The organism is Tardiphaga sp. 619_E2_N8_4 (assembly GCF_051810905.1).
In the GTDB taxonomy this organism is placed as follows: Bacteria; Pseudomonadota; Alphaproteobacteria; order Rhizobiales; family Xanthobacteraceae; genus Tardiphaga; species Tardiphaga robiniae.
Genome location: NZ_JBPWQJ010000001.1, coordinates 2,206,986 through 2,222,494 on the forward strand (window position 1 = coordinate 2,206,986; position 15,509 = coordinate 2,222,494).

At 59.2% G+C, this 15,509-nt stretch carries 18 protein-coding genes; 9 read left to right on the plus strand and 9 right to left on the minus strand.

The window, feature by feature from the left end; translation table 11 throughout:
* The first annotated feature begins 2 nt into the window (after positions 1–2).
* From AB8A23_RS10475 to cbbX, 7 genes are read left to right on the plus strand one after another with little or no spacing between them, the layout of a single operon-like run.
* A complete protein-coding gene (locus tag AB8A23_RS10475) occupies positions 3–1,040 on the plus strand; it encodes a class 1 fructose-bisphosphatase (protein ID WP_120287005.1) in 1,038 nt (345 codons plus the stop codon).
* Between the two features lie 17 nt (positions 1,041–1,057).
* On the plus strand, positions 1,058–1,933 hold the full coding sequence (locus AB8A23_RS10480) for a phosphoribulokinase (RefSeq protein WP_093757257.1): 876 nt from the start codon (positions 1,058–1,060) through the stop codon (positions 1,931–1,933).
* Positions 1,934–1,986: 53 nt separating this feature from the next.
* The gene (gene tkt / locus AB8A23_RS10485) at positions 1,987–3,966 is read left to right on the plus strand and encodes a transketolase (RefSeq protein ID WP_439059817.1); all 1,980 of its coding nucleotides are present in this window, start codon (positions 1,987–1,989) and stop codon (positions 3,964–3,966) included.
* A gap of 34 nt (positions 3,967–4,000) precedes the next feature.
* On the plus strand, positions 4,001–5,086 hold the full coding sequence (gene fba, locus AB8A23_RS10490; RefSeq protein ID WP_120287003.1) for a class II fructose-bisphosphate aldolase: 1,086 nt from the start codon (positions 4,001–4,003) through the stop codon (positions 5,084–5,086).
* Positions 5,087–5,135: 49 nt separating this feature from the next.
* Positions 5,136–6,599 (plus strand): form I ribulose bisphosphate carboxylase large subunit, encoded by a 1,464-nt coding sequence (locus tag AB8A23_RS10495; RefSeq protein ID WP_120287982.1) that lies wholly within the window; start codon positions 5,136–5,138, stop codon positions 6,597–6,599.
* An 11-nt stretch (positions 6,600–6,610) separates the two neighbouring features.
* Positions 6,611–7,036 carry a ribulose bisphosphate carboxylase small subunit gene (locus AB8A23_RS10500; RefSeq protein ID WP_068729086.1) on the plus strand — a complete coding sequence of 142 codons (426 nt, stop codon included), beginning with the start codon at positions 6,611–6,613 and terminating at the stop codon, positions 7,034–7,036.
* Between the two features lie 5 nt (positions 7,037–7,041).
* Positions 7,042–7,956 carry a CbbX protein gene (gene cbbX, locus AB8A23_RS10505; RefSeq protein WP_120287981.1) on the plus strand — a complete coding sequence of 305 codons (915 nt, stop codon included), beginning with the start codon at positions 7,042–7,044 and terminating at the stop codon, positions 7,954–7,956.
* A gap of 205 nt (positions 7,957–8,161) precedes the next feature.
* On the opposite strand, the gene AB8A23_RS10510 is transcribed toward cbbX, so the two are convergent.
* The 7 genes from AB8A23_RS10510 to AB8A23_RS10540 form a co-directional block, all read right to left on the minus strand.
* Positions 8,162–9,292, minus strand: a complete 1,131-nt coding sequence (locus AB8A23_RS10510) for a sensor histidine kinase (RefSeq protein WP_309943611.1) — start codon at positions 9,290–9,292, stop codon at positions 8,162–8,164.
* A gap of 331 nt (positions 9,293–9,623) precedes the next feature.
* A complete protein-coding gene (locus AB8A23_RS10515; protein ID WP_089266051.1) occupies positions 9,624–9,884 on the minus strand; it encodes a hypothetical protein in 261 nt (86 codons plus the stop codon).
* A gap of 93 nt (positions 9,885–9,977) precedes the next feature.
* Positions 9,978–10,253 (minus strand): hypothetical protein, encoded by a 276-nt coding sequence (locus AB8A23_RS10520; protein ID WP_439059816.1) that lies wholly within the window; start codon positions 10,251–10,253, stop codon positions 9,978–9,980.
* Positions 10,254–10,337: 84 nt separating this feature from the next.
* Entirely contained in the window at positions 10,338–11,273 is a 936-nt protein-coding gene (locus AB8A23_RS10525; protein WP_439059815.1) for a glycosyltransferase family 4 protein, read from the minus strand.
* A 634-nt stretch (positions 11,274–11,907) separates the two neighbouring features.
* Entirely contained in the window at positions 11,908–12,054 is a 147-nt protein-coding gene (locus tag AB8A23_RS10530; protein WP_158596715.1) for a hypothetical protein, read from the minus strand.
* Positions 12,055–12,432: 378 nt separating this feature from the next.
* Positions 12,433–12,672: a hypothetical protein gene (locus tag AB8A23_RS10535; RefSeq protein ID WP_093756916.1), complete on the minus strand. Its 240-nt coding sequence runs from the start codon at positions 12,670–12,672 to the stop codon at positions 12,433–12,435.
* A gap of 836 nt (positions 12,673–13,508) precedes the next feature.
* Complete coding sequence (locus AB8A23_RS10540; protein WP_147421564.1) at positions 13,509–13,724, minus strand: hypothetical protein; 216 nt, start codon at positions 13,722–13,724, stop codon at positions 13,509–13,511.
* Between the two features lie 539 nt (positions 13,725–14,263).
* Between AB8A23_RS10540 and AB8A23_RS10545 the strand changes: the two genes are divergently transcribed.
* Both AB8A23_RS10545 and AB8A23_RS10550 read left to right on the plus strand, forming a co-directional pair.
* Entirely contained in the window at positions 14,264–14,602 is a 339-nt protein-coding gene (locus AB8A23_RS10545; RefSeq protein ID WP_068734854.1) for a hypothetical protein, read from the plus strand.
* The gene (locus AB8A23_RS10550; protein WP_089266057.1) at positions 14,599–14,805 is read left to right on the plus strand and encodes a hypothetical protein; all 207 of its coding nucleotides are present in this window, start codon (positions 14,599–14,601) and stop codon (positions 14,803–14,805) included. Before AB8A23_RS10545 ends, AB8A23_RS10550 begins: the two co-directional genes overlap by 4 nt.
* A gap of 21 nt (positions 14,806–14,826) precedes the next feature.
* Here the strand turns inward: AB8A23_RS10550 and AB8A23_RS10555 are convergent, their stop codons facing one another.
* Positions 14,827–15,015: a hypothetical protein gene (locus tag AB8A23_RS10555; protein ID WP_093756915.1), complete on the minus strand. Its 189-nt coding sequence runs from the start codon at positions 15,013–15,015 to the stop codon at positions 14,827–14,829.
* A 186-nt stretch (positions 15,016–15,201) separates the two neighbouring features.
* A complete protein-coding gene (locus AB8A23_RS10560) occupies positions 15,202–15,333 on the minus strand; it encodes a hypothetical protein (protein WP_256461247.1) in 132 nt (43 codons plus the stop codon).
* Positions 15,334–15,509: the final 176 nt, after the last annotated feature.

Sequence of the window (15,509 nt, forward strand, 5' to 3'; positions counted from 1 at the left end):
CTATGGATGAACGCGTGACATTGCGTTCGCATCTCGATCGCGCGGGGGCGAAGACGCCAAACCGGCTTGCGATCGCCGCCGTGATCGAGGGAATCGCCGCCGCATCCATCGAACTTGCCGACCTTATTGCCGACGGCCCGCTGGCCGGCATTACCGGTCGTCTCAGCGGCGTGAATTCCGACGGCGATGCGCAGAAGGACATCGATCTTGTCGCGGACAGGATAATGCGCCGCGCGCTGCTCGTGACCCCCGTCGCCGCGATTCTGTCGGAAGAGGCAGAATTGCCCGAAATCCTCGATGTCGCCGCGCCGCTCTGTGTCGCGATCGATCCGCTGGATGGCTCCGCCAATCTTGAGAACAACATCTCGGTCGGCACCATCTTCTCGATCCGTCCGCGCGGTAACGATGTGGTTTCCACCTTCTTCGAGCCCGGCACAGCCCAATGCGCCGCGGGCTTCGTGGTCTACGGTCCCCAGACCACGTTGGTGCTGGCGCACAACGGGCGCGTCGATATCTTTATTCTCGACCGCCGCGCACGTGAATTTCTGCTTGTCGCACAAGGCGTCAGGATTGCGCCCAATACGCCGGAATTCGCCATCAACGCGTCGAACCGGCGGCACTGGCACGGTCCGGTGCGGACCTATATCGACGAATGCCTGGCCGGCATTGGCGGCAACGGCGGTGCTGATTTCAACATGCGCTGGATCGGCTCGCTGGTCGCCGAGTCACTTCGCATTCTCGTCCGTGGCGGCGTGTTCCTTTATCCGGCCGACGCGCGCCCTGGATACCGCGAAGGGCGCCTACGTCTTTTATACGAAGCACATCCGATGGCGTTGGTCATGGAATGGGCCGGAGGCTCCGCAACCACCGGCCGTCGCCGCATCCTCGAAGTCTCGGCGCGAACGCCGCACCAGCGCGTGCCGCTGATCATGGGCTCGATGCGCGGCGTTCGCGACGTTGCCGCCATTCACGAAGGAATCGAGCCGATGTTCGACAATAGCGACGCGCCGCTGTTTGCGCGGCGCGGCCTGTTTCGCTGAGCCGGGGGCAGAGCAAAATGTCGCGCAGCTATCCCATCATATCGATCACTGGTTCGTCGGGCGCTGGCACCACCTCGGTGAAAAAGACGTTCGAGAACATTTTCCGTCGCGAGAAAGTCGCCGCCGCCTATATCGAGGGCGATGCGTTTCATCGCTACAACCGCGTCGAGATGCGCACGAAGATGCTGGAGGAAGGCGAGAAGGGCAACAAGCATTTCAGCCACTTCAGCCCGGAAACCAACCTGTTCGAGGAGCTGGAGAAAGTCTTCCGCGACTACGGCGAATCCGGCACCGGCACCGCCCGTCATTACGTGCACGACGAGGACGAAGCCAAATTATATGGGGCGGCACCGGGGACCTTTACCGAATGGGGTCCGCTGCCGGACAAGTCCGACCTGCTATTTTACGAAGGCCTGCATGGCGCTGTGGTGACCGACAAGGTCAATATTGCCCAGCATGCTGACCTCAAGGTCGGCGTCGTTCCCGTCATCAATCTGGAGTGGATCCAGAAGCTGCATCGCGACCGCAAAGATCGCGGTTACACGCAGGAAGCCGTCACCGACACTATCCTGCGACGGATGCCGGACTATGTGAACTACATCTGCCCGCAATTCGCCGAGACCGACATCAATTTCCAGCGCGTGCCGACGGTCGACACCTCGAACCCTTTCATCGCGCGGTGGATTCCGACGCCGGATGAATCGATGGTGGTGATCCGGTTGAAGAATCCGCGCGGCATCGATTTTCCTTATCTGCTGTCGATGATCCCCAACAGCTTCATGTCGCGCGCCAACTCGATCGTGATCCACGGTTCGAAGCTGGATCTGGCGATGCAGCTCATCCTCACCCCGCTGATCCTGCAATTGATGGAACGCAAAAGGCGCACGGTATGAATATTCAGAGTCCCGCTCCCCAGATGGATCAAGCGACCGTTCCGCACGCGGATATGGCGAATGCGATTCGCTTTCTTGCGATCGATGCGGTGGAAAAGGCGAAGTCGGGCCATCCCGGCATGCCGATGGGTATGGCTGATGCGGCGACGGTGCTGTTCTCGCGCTTCCTCAAATTCGATGCCGCCGATCCGTCCTGGCCAGACCGCGACCGCTTCATCTTGTCCGCCGGCCACGGCTCGATGCTGCTCTACGCACTGCTGCATCTGACCGGATCGGCGGAGGTGACGCTCGATCAGTTACAGTCGTTCCGGCAATGGGGCTCGAAGACACCGGGCCATCCCGAATACGGCCACACCGCGGGCGTCGAGACGACCACCGGCCCGCTCGGCCAGGGCATCGCCACGGCGGTCGGCATGGCCTTGGCCGAACGCCTGATGAATGCGCGTTTCGGCGACGGTCTCGTCGATCACTACACTTACGTGATCGCCGGCGACGGCTGCTTGATGGAGGGCCTCAGCCACGAGGCGATCTCGCTGGCGGGACATCTGCGGCTCAATCGTCTGATCGTGCTGTTCGACGACAACCAGATCTCGATCGACGGCGCGACCTCGCTGTCGTGTTCGGACGATCAGCTTGCGCGCTTCGCTGCATCGGGATGGTCGGCCAGCCGCGTCAACGGCCATGATCCCGAGGCCGTGGCCGCGGCCATTGCACAGGCGCGCGACAACGACCGCCCGTCGCTGATCGCGTGCCGCACGGTGATCGGCTTCGGCGCGCCGAATCGGCAAGGCAGTGAGAAGGCGCATGGCGCGCCACTGGGTGCGGACGAGATCGCGAAGACGCGCGACGCGCTGCACTGGCCACACGCACCGTTCCACGTTCCCGATGCGTTGGCGCGACAATGGCGCGCGGTCGGCGCGCGCGGACAGACGGCGCATGCGGAATGGGCGGGGCGCGTTGCACGTCTGGACAGCGCTGTGCGGGACTACTTTCAGGACGCGCTGAAGGGCCAGCTTTCCAGCGGATACGAGAATGCGCTGGCCAAGATTCGCGCCCATTTCTTGCAGGAGCGGCCGAAGATCGCCACCCGGCAGGCCTCGCAACTCGTCATCGACGTTATTGCCGATGCCCTGCCGAATCTGCTCGGCGGATCGGCTGACCTCACCCATTCGAACCTCACGCGCGCCAGGATGCAGGCGCCGATCCAGCACGATGCCTTCGACGGCAGCTACGTTCATTACGGCGTGCGCGAGCATGCCATGGCTGCGGCGATGAACGGCGTCGCTTTGCATGGCGGCCTAATTCCCTATGGCGGCACCTTCCTGTGCTTTGCCGATTACAGCCGCCCCGCGATCCGGCTGGCCGCGTTGATGGGCATCCGCGTCATTCACGTGATGACGCACGACTCGATCGGGCTTGGCGAGGACGGCCCGACCCATCAGCCGGTCGAGCACCTGGCTTCCCTGCGCGCGATTCCAAATCTGCTGGTGTTCCGTCCCGGCGACGCCGTCGAGACCGCCGAGGCCTGGGATTGCGCGTTGCGGACGCCGCATGCGCCGTCGGTGCTTTGCCTGTCGCGTCAGGCGCTGCCTGTGTTCCGCGAGGGCATCGATTCCACCAATCGGGTCGGGCGTGGTGCCTATGTCGTCATCGAGCCGGAAGGTGGTCGCGACGTCACCCTGATGGCGACCGGCTCCGAAGTGTCGATCGCGATTGTTGCGGCCAAGCTGCTTGCCGATGACGGCATCCGCGCCGCGGTGGTGTCGGCGCCGTGTTTCGATCTGTTCCGGCAACAGCCCGGCGACTATCGGGCGGCAATTCTCGGCAGTGCTCCGCGCGTCGGTGTCGAGGCCGCGATCGAAGGCGACTGGGCGCGCTGGCTCGGCGATGGCGGTGAGTTCGTTGGCATGACCGGATTCGGGGCCTCGGCGCCTGCGGATGATCTGTATCGCGAATTCGGTATCACCGCCGCGGCGGTCGCAACGGCGGCGATGCGCTGCATTGCCCGCTCGCGCATCGCTGCCGCCGACTGAGTTGTTCGGGACAAGACAACGAAATGGAGGACCTATGGCACGCATTACACTGAGGCAACTGCTCGATCACGCCGCCGAACATGGCTACGGCGTGCCGGCCTTCAACATCAACAACATGGAGCAGGGTCTGGCGATCATGGAGGCCGCCGCCGAGGTCGACGCGCCGGTCATCCTCCAGGCTTCGCGCGGCGCGCGCTCCTACGCCAACGACATCATGCTGGCGAGGATGATCGATGCGCTGGAGGAGATGCATCCGGAGATCCCGCTGTGCCTGCACCAGGATCACGGCAACGAAGAGTCCACCTGCGCTACCGCACTACAGCATGGCTTTACCTCGGTCATGATGGACGGCTCGCTGAAGGCCGACGCCAAGACTGCTGCTGACTACGACTACAACGTCAACATCACGCGTCGCGTCGTTGATATCGCGCACTGGATCGGCGCCTCCGTCGAAGGCGAACTCGGTGTGCTCGGTTCATTGGAGCATGGCGGCGGCGAGCAGGAGGACGGCCACGGTGTCGAGGGCCAGGTCAGCCACGACCAGTTGCTCACCGATCCGGATCAAGCCGTCGATTTCGTCCGTGCCACCAAGGTTGATGCGCTGGCGATCGCGATGGGGACTTCACACGGCGCCTACAAATTCTCGCGCAAGCCGGACGGCGACATTCTCGCCATGACGGTCGTCGAAGAAATTCACCGCCGGCTGCCGAATACGCATCTGGTGATGCACGGATCGTCATCGGTGCCGCAGCGTCTGCAGGATATCTTCAATCAATTTGGTGGCGAGATGCCGCAGACCTGGGGCGTGCCGGTCGAGGAAATTGTACGCGGCATCAAACACGGCGTCCGCAAGGTCAATATCGACACCGACTGCCGCCTCGCAATGACCTCCGCCTTCCGGAAGGTTGCCGCGCAAACCAGAAGCGAATTCGATCCGCGAAAATTTCTGAAACCGGCGATGGACGCGATGCGCGACCTCTGCCGCGAACGCTTCGAACAATTCGGCACCGCGGGTCACGCCGCAAAGATCAAGGTGATTCCGCTGGCCGAAATGGCGAAGCGCTATCGCAGTGGCGCGCTCGACCCGAAGATCGGCAACGTCGCGCAAGCTGCCGAGTGAACAGACCTTATTCCATCCGGTGACGCCGGATCCAAACGAGGAGGCCACCATGAATGAACATGCTTCGATCACGATCCGCGGCAAGGATCGCTACAAGTCCGGCGTCATGGAATACAGGAAGATGGGCTATTGGGAGCCCGATTATGTACCCAAGGACACCGACATCATCGCATTGTTCCGGGTGACGCCGCAGGACGGCGTCGATCCGATCGAGGCTTCGGCAGCAGTCGCCGGCGAATCCTCGACCGCGACCTGGACCGTGGTGTGGACCGACCGCCTCACGGCTGCTGAAAAATACCGCGCCAAGTGTTTTCGGGTCGATCCAGTGCCGAATTCGCCCGGCCAGTACTTTGCCTATATCGCTTACGATCTCGACCTGTTCGAGAACGGCTCGATCGCCAACCTGTCGGCCTCGATCATCGGCAACGTGTTCGGCTTCAAGCCGCTGAAGGCTTTGCGGCTGGAAGACATGCGGCTTCCGGTCGCCTATGTGAAGACGTTCCAGGGCCCGGCCACCGGCATCGTGGTCGAACGAGAGCGTATGGATAAGTTCGGCCGCCCACTGCTTGGCGCGACTGTGAAGCCGAAGTTGGGTCTATCTGGTCGCAACTACGGCCGCGTCGTCTACGAGGCGCTGAAGGGCGGGCTCGACTTCACCAAGGACGACGAGAACATCAACTCGCAGCCCTTCATGCACTGGCGCGAACGCTTTCTCTATTGCATGGAGGCGGTCAACAAGGCGCAGGCGGCGTCCGGCGAGATCAAGGGCACCTATCTCAACGTCACCGCCGGCACCATGGAGGACATGTACGAACGCGCCGAATTCGCCAAGCAGCTCGGCTCTGTCATCATCATGATCGACCTCGTCATCGGCTACACCGCGATCCAGTCGATGGCGAAATGGGCGCGCAAGAACGACATGATCCTGCATCTGCACCGCGCGGGGCATTCGACCTATACGCGGCAGCGCAATCACGGGGTCTCGTTCCGCGTCATTGCCAAATGGATGCGGCTCGCCGGCGTCGATCATATCCATGCCGGGACAGTCGTCGGCAAGCTCGAAGGCGATCCGGCGACGACGCGCGGCTATTACGACATCTGCCGCGAAGACTACAATCCGATGCGGCTCGAACACGGCGTGTTCTTCGAGCAAAACTGGGCCAGCCTCAACAAGATGATGCCGGTCGCGTCGGGCGGCATCCATGCCGGCCAGATGCATCAGTTGCTCGATCACCTTGGCGAAGACGTCATCCTGCAGTTCGGTGGCGGCACCATCGGCCATCCGATGGGTATCCAGGCCGGCGCCACCGCCAACCGTGTCGCGTTGGAAGCGATGATCCTCGCTCGCAACGAAGGTCGCGACTACCTGCATGAAGGCGAGGAGATTCTTGCCAAGGCGGCGATGACCTGCACACCGCTGAAGGCGGCGCTGGAGACATGGAAGAACGTCACCTTCAACTATGAATCCACTGACATGCCCGACTACGCCCCCACCGCCAGCGTCTCGCTGTAAGGAGTACGATCATGCGCATTACCCAGGGCTGCTTCTCGTTCCTGCCCGATCTCACTGATGAACAGATTTCAAAACAGGTGCAGTATTGCCTCGCCAATGGCTGGGCCGTGAACATCGAATTCACCGACGATCCGCATCCCCGCAACAATTTCTGGGAAATGTGGGGCCTGCCGATGTTCGATCTGCGCGACGCCGCTGGCGTGCTGATGGAACTGACCGAATGTCGCAAGGTGTATGGCGATCGCTACATCCGGTTGTCGGCATTCGATTCCAGCCATGGCTGGGAATCGGTGCGGCTCTCCTTCATCGTCAATCGTCCGAAGGAAGAGCCAGGCTTCCGGCTCGAGCGGCATGAGGTGGAAGGCCGCAACATCCGCTATACGACCAAATCCTATGCCGTCGATCGACCCGAGGGCCAACGCTACGGTGGGTCGTGAGCACGCTGACGGTGGTTGATAGCGCCGGCGACGTGTCGCCCACGACGCAGGTCGATCTGCGCCGTGAGTTCGACGAGGTCGGCATCGGCGAGGTGCTCGATCTGCTCGATCGCGAATTGATCGGGCTGAAACCGGTAAAAACGCGGATTCGCGAGATTGCTTCGCTGCTGCTGATCGAACGCATCCGCAAGCGCATGGACTTGGCGTCGGGCAACCCGACGCTGCACATGTCGTTCACTGGCAATCCTGGCACCGGCAAGACTACGGTGGCGCTGCGCATCGCCAGCATCCTGCATAAACTGGGTTTCGTGCGGCGAGGGCAGGTGGTGTCGGTGACGCGCGACGAACTGGTCGGGCAATATATCGGCCATACCGCGCCGAAGACGAAGGAGATCCTGAAGAAGGCGATGGGCGGCGTGTTGTTCATTGACGAGGCCTACTACTTGCATCGGCCTGATAATGAGCGCGATTACGGCCAGGAAGCGATCGAGATCCTGCTGCAGGTGATGGAATCGCAGCGCGAGGATCTGGTGGTGATCCTCGCCGGCTATGGCGACCGCATGGACAAGTTCTTCGGCAGCAATCCCGGTTTCCGCTCGCGCATCGCCCACCACATCGATTTCCCCGACTATGCCGACGACGAATTGCTCGCCATTTCCGAATTGATGCTCGGGGATATGAACTACAAATTCAGCGCCGATGCGCGCGCAGCGTTCGTCCGCTACATCGCGCTGCGCAAGACCCAGCCGCTGTTCTCCAACGCCCGTTCGATCCGCAACGCGCTCGACCGCATGCGACTGCGCCAGGCCAATCGGCTTGTCGCCGATCTCGACCGCGTGCTGAGCGTCGACGACATCATGTCACTGGAGGCTTCGGATGTGCTCGCGAGCCGGGTGTTCTCGAACGGTCCTGGCGGGTAATGGCACCCGACCGAACACGCTGCCGACTAGTCGAGGTCTATTTTGGTGACCCTTGGTCTCCTAGCAGCGCGGTGCTAGCCGGAGACTTTCGGGAATTGGACAGCTACTGGGACCGGTTTTGCCACCTAGGGACCCTCTCGTTTGAAAGAAACCCTCAAATGCGGGCCCATCTCCACAGATTGAGCCAAACAAGCCGTCCACTGGCTCATTTGTTCAGCGAGGCTATCGGTACTTCCAGAGTGTAGATGAAGCCTGATGGTGGATAAGCCAAACGCACAGTGCCGTTCAGTTGCCGTCCGAGCGATTCCATCATGCGTGTGCCAAAGCTGCGGCGGACGGGCGGATTGACCAGCGCGCCGCCGCTTTCGATCCAGCTCAAGGTCAGTTGCTGCGACGCCTGGTCGATCGTCCAGTCGACCTTAACAATGCCACTCGGGTCCGAAAGCGCTCCGAACTTGGTGGCGTTGGTGCAAAGTTCGTTGAGTGTCATCGCTAGGGCGATAACTGCGCCCGACCCCATATCTACTTCGGGTCCTGAGACAGCGAAGCGGCCAACTCCCTTGTTGTCATAGGGCTCGGTGGCATTACGGATTGTCATCTCGAGTCCGGCACTCGCCCAACTGACTTGCATCAAGAGGTCATGAGCTCGACCGAGCGCAAGAAGCCGCCCCTCGATGGCTTGCTGCGCATGCTGAACGCTGGTGGCGGTCCGAAGGCTTTGTGAAGCGATCGCACTTACAGTTGCGAGGGTATTCTTGATGCGGTGGTGCAATTCGCCGAGCACAAGCTTTTGCAGCTTGTCGGCTGCTTCCCGCTCCTTGGCGTCTATGCCGGCCTGCGCGAGCAACAGCTTGGCATCTATTCCAGCCTGTTCCAGCAATAGTCTTAAGCTGTCGTTCTCGGCCGTCAGTGTCTCTTCCGCGACAGACTGGCTTGGCCGCGTCGGATTGACGGTCAAACCTGCCTGGCCAGAAACGACCTCAAGGGTGCCTGCACCGATCATGTCTTGCAGTTCGGCGATCATTTCCTTGCTGTCGATGGGCTTACCAAAAAAGCGGCTGTTCTCCGGTTTCTCGTCGCTTGAGGGGGTTATCTGGCCGGATACCAGGATGATCTTGATCTGTGGCCAGCGTTCATGGACCGCATGAGCAAGCTTCAATCCATCCATACTACCGGGCATCTGGATGTCCGAAAACAAGAGCGAAATGTCGGATCGCGCCTCAAGCACGCTGATGGCTTGATCGGCGTTCGTCGCTTCGACGGCCGTAAATCCCGCATCCTCAACGATGTCGACCGCTCGCATACGCAGCACCATCTCGTCTTCGACGACAAGCACGTTGGTCTTATCTCGAGATGATGACACCTAAGCTGCTCCCATCAAGGCGGGAGCACACACGGCCCTCAGTCACCGAGCGCCTATCGTACCGAGGTGATGTGAAGGAACCTAGCGATTTTTACATCCGAAGTCGACATAATCCTGGGATTGCCTATCACGCGTCATGCAAGGGAACATTCTGCTGGTCGATGATGCGTGTCGCGAGGAGATCAAAAATGCGTTGCCAGGCACGCTCCTGAAAAGGCGGTGGCCCCCGACGGAATTCGCCCTGGGGCGGCGGAACCGCTCCCCGTCGATCTGGACTATGCGCTTCACCAGAAGTTAGGCGAGCTCAGTTGGTCTTGAGGTTGTAGAGCTTGCGCAATCTTTCTTGCGTGCCGTCAATCGCGCGGACTGTATTGAGCTCTGCAGTGAGCCTCAATTGCACGTCGGCTGCGCGGTGAAGTGAGAGAATGCCCCAGTTCGTCTCAAAGCGAGGGTCTGCGATCTCGTCAATGATCACGGCCGTGACATCTTCGCACCCGTAGCAGCTGCGGATTTGCAGCAATGCCGCATGTTCGAGGTCGTGTCTGGAAAGCAGCGACTTCGCCATAGTGGGTATTCCCTTGCGTCATCGTTTGAGCCAACCCTGAAGATCAGATCAGGCCTTTAGTTTCGCAGAAACGGCAAGTATGGCGGGCGACTCTTAAATCATCACCAGCTTGATCTCACCGTCGTTGGCTGCAACCAGTTCCATCTGCTCGCGCGCCAGTTTTTCGATCAGCGGCCTGTTGGCGTGGAAGTACCTTTTGGCCTGATCTTTGGTTGGAAACTTGGTCGTCAGGGTACACGCAATTCGGCGGTTGCCGTGTCTTATGTCGAACGCCACGCGCTGAAAGTCATCAGGCGCCTGAACCTGTGTCGAAATAGCAATCATGTTTGGATCCATAAAGTTCGGCGAAAGCCCGAACTCCAGAAACATTACGACGTCTATGTGTTCAATGTATGTGGACGAGGGCGGCAAACAGCCTGAGGCGATCTCGCTCTCGCTGCGGTTCTCCGTCGGTTAGCCCAGGATAGATTGGTATAGAGCCAGGTAGCGATCTGCCATTCTATCGACGGTAAAGTGCTCAGAAACCGCCGCCCGGCAGGCGCATCTATCCAGTTCACCAATGCGCTCAACGGCTTGAACAGCTTCGAGGGCGCTATTGACCAGGAAACCTGTCACGCCATCTGTGATCAATTCGGGCATCGATCCGCGGTTACGCGCGATCACCGGTGTTCCGCAGGCAAGCGCCTCAACAACTGATAACCCGAATGGTTCGTCGAAATTGATCAGGTGAAGCAATGCCCGTGCGGATCCCAGAACGCGTGTCCGCTCCAGACCTCCGACCGAACCGAGATAAGTCGCGGACCTTCCCAGTGCTGGCACCACATGACGTCGATGATAGTCCGCATCCTGAACGATACCGGCCATGATGAGGTGGCGGCCAACCGCTTCGGCAGTTGCTATCGCTTCCGCAGCCCCTTTATCGGGATGAATGCGACCGAAGAATAGAAGGTCGTCGCTGCCAAGCGGATCGAAGGGAAAATCGTCGATCGGAATGCCGTGATGGATCGTTGCCGCATAGCGAAGGTCGGGATGGCGATTGGCATCGCTGATTGCGACATAATGGACGCGATCCTCATATTCCTTGAAAACCGGAACGATACGGGCTGATGAAAAGCCGTGAATGGTTGTGACGACTGGCGTGTCCACAAGGCGAGAGAAGCCCAGCGGTACAAAATCTGCCTGATTGTGGATGATGTCGAATTTGCTGGCGCGCTCGAAGACATTTGCAACATGCAGGAGTTCCCACGCCTTGGCGTCGAGCGACGGGTCCTCAGAGTATGGTGCCGGCACGACACCTGCGAGATTTCCCGATGTCAAACTGTCCTTCGTGGCAAACAGTGTGACGTCAACTCCCCGCAAGAGCAGTGCCTCCGTCAGCAAGCTCGTCACGAGTTCCCACGGGCCGTAATGCCGGGGAGGAGTTCGCCAGGATATAGGCGCTAACATCGCGACACGCATCGTGTTTAGCCTCGCAGGATGGATGGCGGATAATCAGCTACGTCAATCCGGGCACGGCGGATATATGGGCCGACGGATTGGTGGAGGCCCGCTGTAAATTGGATTGACGCGACGACTCAGGAGCGCATGGTGAATGTCATCGATGGCTGGTTCGATGGTGTCATCATCACTGCAGAATGAGAGGCGCTCCGCCCGTCATCTGTCAAGAGCAAGCGCCCCGATCGCTGCAGAACAGCGCGCGGCGCCTTCAGATAAACAGGCAGGAAGCGACCTTTTGTAAATGCTGTTTCGAAAGTGAGGCTCGACATGGTGGCTATGTATCGCCAACCAAACCTGGAAGTCACAGTCACTCCACATCCCCTGCTTTTCTGGGAATGGCAGGTGCAGGACGATGGTGATCTGTTCAACAGTGGCTTCAGCAGCACGCGATGGAAGGCTCGGTATGATGGAAACGCAGCGCTTTTCGAGGTCCTGGCAGCAGGATTTTACTCTGAGCCTCTGTTTGACTGATTGTTAGAAGTGCCGCAACGCGGTCTTGCCCGCAAGGCAATCCGATCTTGCTGGGCTAGCGCGGTTCTTCAATAGGCGCCCAGTGCGTGGGATCAATCCGGGTGACGTTGACGCATCCTGCTTCAGCAAGGGTAATAATCCAGTCGCCGTCGTTCCACCATGCGCGGCAAGCGGTTCGCATTTTTTCCGCCTCGGATTCCATGGCATGATCCGAATTGTCATCGTATCCGCCAGCCAGGAATATTGGCGTTCCGTCTTGTGGTGCGGTGTCTATAGGTAGCCAATTCAACGGTTCATGTCCTTGCAGTGGTGGAAGAAATAAAGCTGATGTTGTCCGACGCGATGACTACGTGCCGCGCACGCGGTTCACGTTGATTTTGCGACAATGTGGGGTGGACGTCGGTGTTTGAAGGCTGAGATGCAGAGGATTCCTTTTTCGGCTTCGTCGGCAAGAAGCATAAGTAGCCGGTACACCTCGGGACTGCTTTGGGCGGCTGCCAAACGTCTGTACCGAGCAGCACGCGCGACGTTCATGGACAGGCCGTCGTCAGATGCTGCGTGTCTGCCAGCCTGATGGAGGTCATGTGGTCGTCCGAATGACTGGTTGCGAAGCGATAATGGCATCGAGTGCTGCTCTACCGAGTTGCCGCGCTTCATCTTCGTAAAGCGGTGATGGCATGTCGCCCATCGTATCCCAGGTCTTTCTGATTGCCTTCGCAGCAACCTCGACCGCCGCATCATATTCGGACTGCTCGTTACATCTGGCGTGCTGCGGCGTGTGTTGAAGGTCATTCACGGCACTGAATTCCAGCTCTGACATTGAGAAACCCTCTCAAGTTGAGATCGTGCAAGATCTGCTTCCGTTCAATCGAGGATTTGGCGTCACGCAGATTATGACGCGTTCTGACCGGAGGTGATTTAGCCCTGCTGAATAACGACGCGGCAACAATTAAGAAGAGCTAAGAGGAGGGACAGTAGTACCAAAGGCAGAGGCCGATCCCGGAATTGATCGTCCAACGCTCTGATATGGCCACCCCTTGTTGAGGGGGAAACAGTGCTCACAGACGCCGGTAGAAGCCGTGGTTCTTGCGATGATCTTTAGATCTTACGCTTCCGGTCGGAAATTACGAATGGAGGATATTATTTTGGAAGCACGAATTGTGTCGCTTCCGGTTTCTGTAGCCGATGCTTCCTCGCATCTGCGATTAGTTGCAGTTGTCCGGCTTTTCGCATGGCAAGCGTTCGCTCGTCTCCGTGAGGGAGTTGAGCAGCTGCCGCAAGCGCGATCATCGCGGCGTGCTCAGCTTCAAGGTGAGAAGCCTTCACCGTCCGGACCTGTGCTGTTGCGATTCCAAAGTACATTCGGAGGTAGGCATGGCAGTCCCGAGACATTGGGCGGGAGCGCGACCGAACTCTCTGTCACCGGTGAATGCCTAAGGAGGGCCGATGATGCGGTGCAGTAGATGCCCTTTATGTTCGGAAGTCGACCTAATTCGAAGGTTCTGATTTGCCGCCGGAATCGCTGAGGTCAATCCGCTGGACTGCCCGTGCCTTGGGTGGCTGGTTCAGGAGAATAGGGGGCCTACGGATACATGCGACCGCGGTATGGCGTAGGTGAAGAAAGTCGGATGTCGTCGTGCGGGTCTGCGTCCGGCTCTAGGCGGAGCGGCGCAGACGATATTTTCTGTCGACGACAGGTGGCGTTGCAACGAGCTTTACAGTCCACTTTGCTGCCGATGCATCCATCACGACGGATCTCACCGATCCCGTGACTGTTTGACCGTTCAGCTGAAGTGCGCGCGGCAGCCCGTGATATTGAGCCAGACGAGCGCGCCTGGCCTCGACGAGGTCCGTGATTTCGATGACCTGCATCTGCGACTCCAGAGTTGGCGCGGTACGCTCGACAAGACCCGCGCTACAGGACGGGTAGCATCGTATGGTTAATGAAATGCGTCAGATCGTCTTCAGCAATTCCGATGCTGAAGGCAAGTCAGCGGGCGGGATTGCCATCCAGATTTTGGGACCCCGTATGAGCGCCCGCGGCCCTTCATTGTCGCAAATGAGCCACTCGGTTTCGTCCCAGATGACGAGGCATGGAAATGTCTGAGACAGCTTGTCCTTGTTTCCGCGTATCCATGTTCCACCCGCAACGATGATCCTTTCATCGTCCTTCGGTGCGGTGCTGATTGGTTGCCACCCGTCGCCCATTTGATCGCCCCTTTGTCTGCGCCTCAGTGCGACTCAAACGCGAGGCCGCAACGTCCAGTTAAAGCGTGCAGACCTTGGCTGCCACATGAAACTTGCTCCCGATTGGCAGGCAGCTAGGCGATTACGGAAGGGCTGTGCATCAAGTCGCATAGTGTCGCGACGAATTTGATTGACCGTCACGGGCATAGGCGCATGGTTCCACCATGGCCTTCAATTTCACCTCCGACGTCAAATCCAAGCAAAAAGATTGCTGGCTAATTCTGAACTTCAGCGGAGAGGAGATTTCCCTGTCGTTCGACGATGCAATCGAGCTTAAGATCCAAATCAATCACGTCCTGGAAACGGGAACTCCCAACGAACGGAAGATCGTGAGCGAAGCTGACAGCTGGTCGGCGCTGTGTGTGCCAAATGCGGGCGGTTTCGGGGTTGCCTTTGTCCTGTCGGCGACGTCGACGATAAAACTATGGCTGGATGCCAGGCAGGCCGAGCGCTTTTCTGCAGAACTTCAGACGTTTATCGATCTGGTTGGGAGTCGGAGTTGAAGGGCTTCTGGCACGGCTATGTCGAACTGGTATTGGCAGGCGTGACGTACGAAGCCAGTTACGACATCCTGGATGGCATGGTTCAATTGACCATTGGCCAGTTGATCGTAGTCGCAGAACCGCTGCCGGGTGCGACGTATGAGGAAAGTGCGCTCTACGCTTTGGAACAGTTCGCGACCGGAAAAATCGTCGCGCGGGGCTAGAGCCGCTCCCCGGGTGCTGGGTCAGCTCGCTGCCACTTCGCCTGCTTTTGTCGTCTCATAGGCAATGTCTGTCTTGTTCATGATGAGGGGCGATAGCCACCCGAGATCGACAAGGCGCTGGTATTTGCTGCGATCGATATTGCCAGCCGTATATTTTGCGCCGCCGTGCAGGACGATCTCACGGATCAGTTCCAGGTCTTCATGTGTCATGATTGCTCCATCTGGCATGATCGCCGATGCGCGTCGGAGCGCCCCGGAAGGGGATTGGACATTTTGATTGAATTTTCTGGTTCTCGATCACCCGCGAACGCGGTAGCGCTATCGAGCGCATGGATCATGCGTCGGGTGCCCGTGACCTCAGATGCTGCAGCTATGCTGGCGATGCGCTCTGTTCGACTATTTCTTTCGGGGCTTTTCCGCCTCGGGGTGCATCAGCCCCTTCATGGTCGGAGCTGCTGCGATCGTCTTAGCCTTGTCCTTCTTGGGCTTCTTTACTTCGCGATTGTTCCGTTGTTCGCCTTTGGCCATGGTTTGGTCCTCCGCCCGCACTGGGCTTCGGTGACATTAGCACGTCGGTTGGGTCTCCCGGAGATTATGTTGCCTAAAGCCGCTGTCGCATCGTGGCATCGCGGGCGGACGACCGCCACCCGTCGTCCTGGCAGCCGACAGCCGCATCAATTCAGGAGATGGAAGTTTGCTTGATT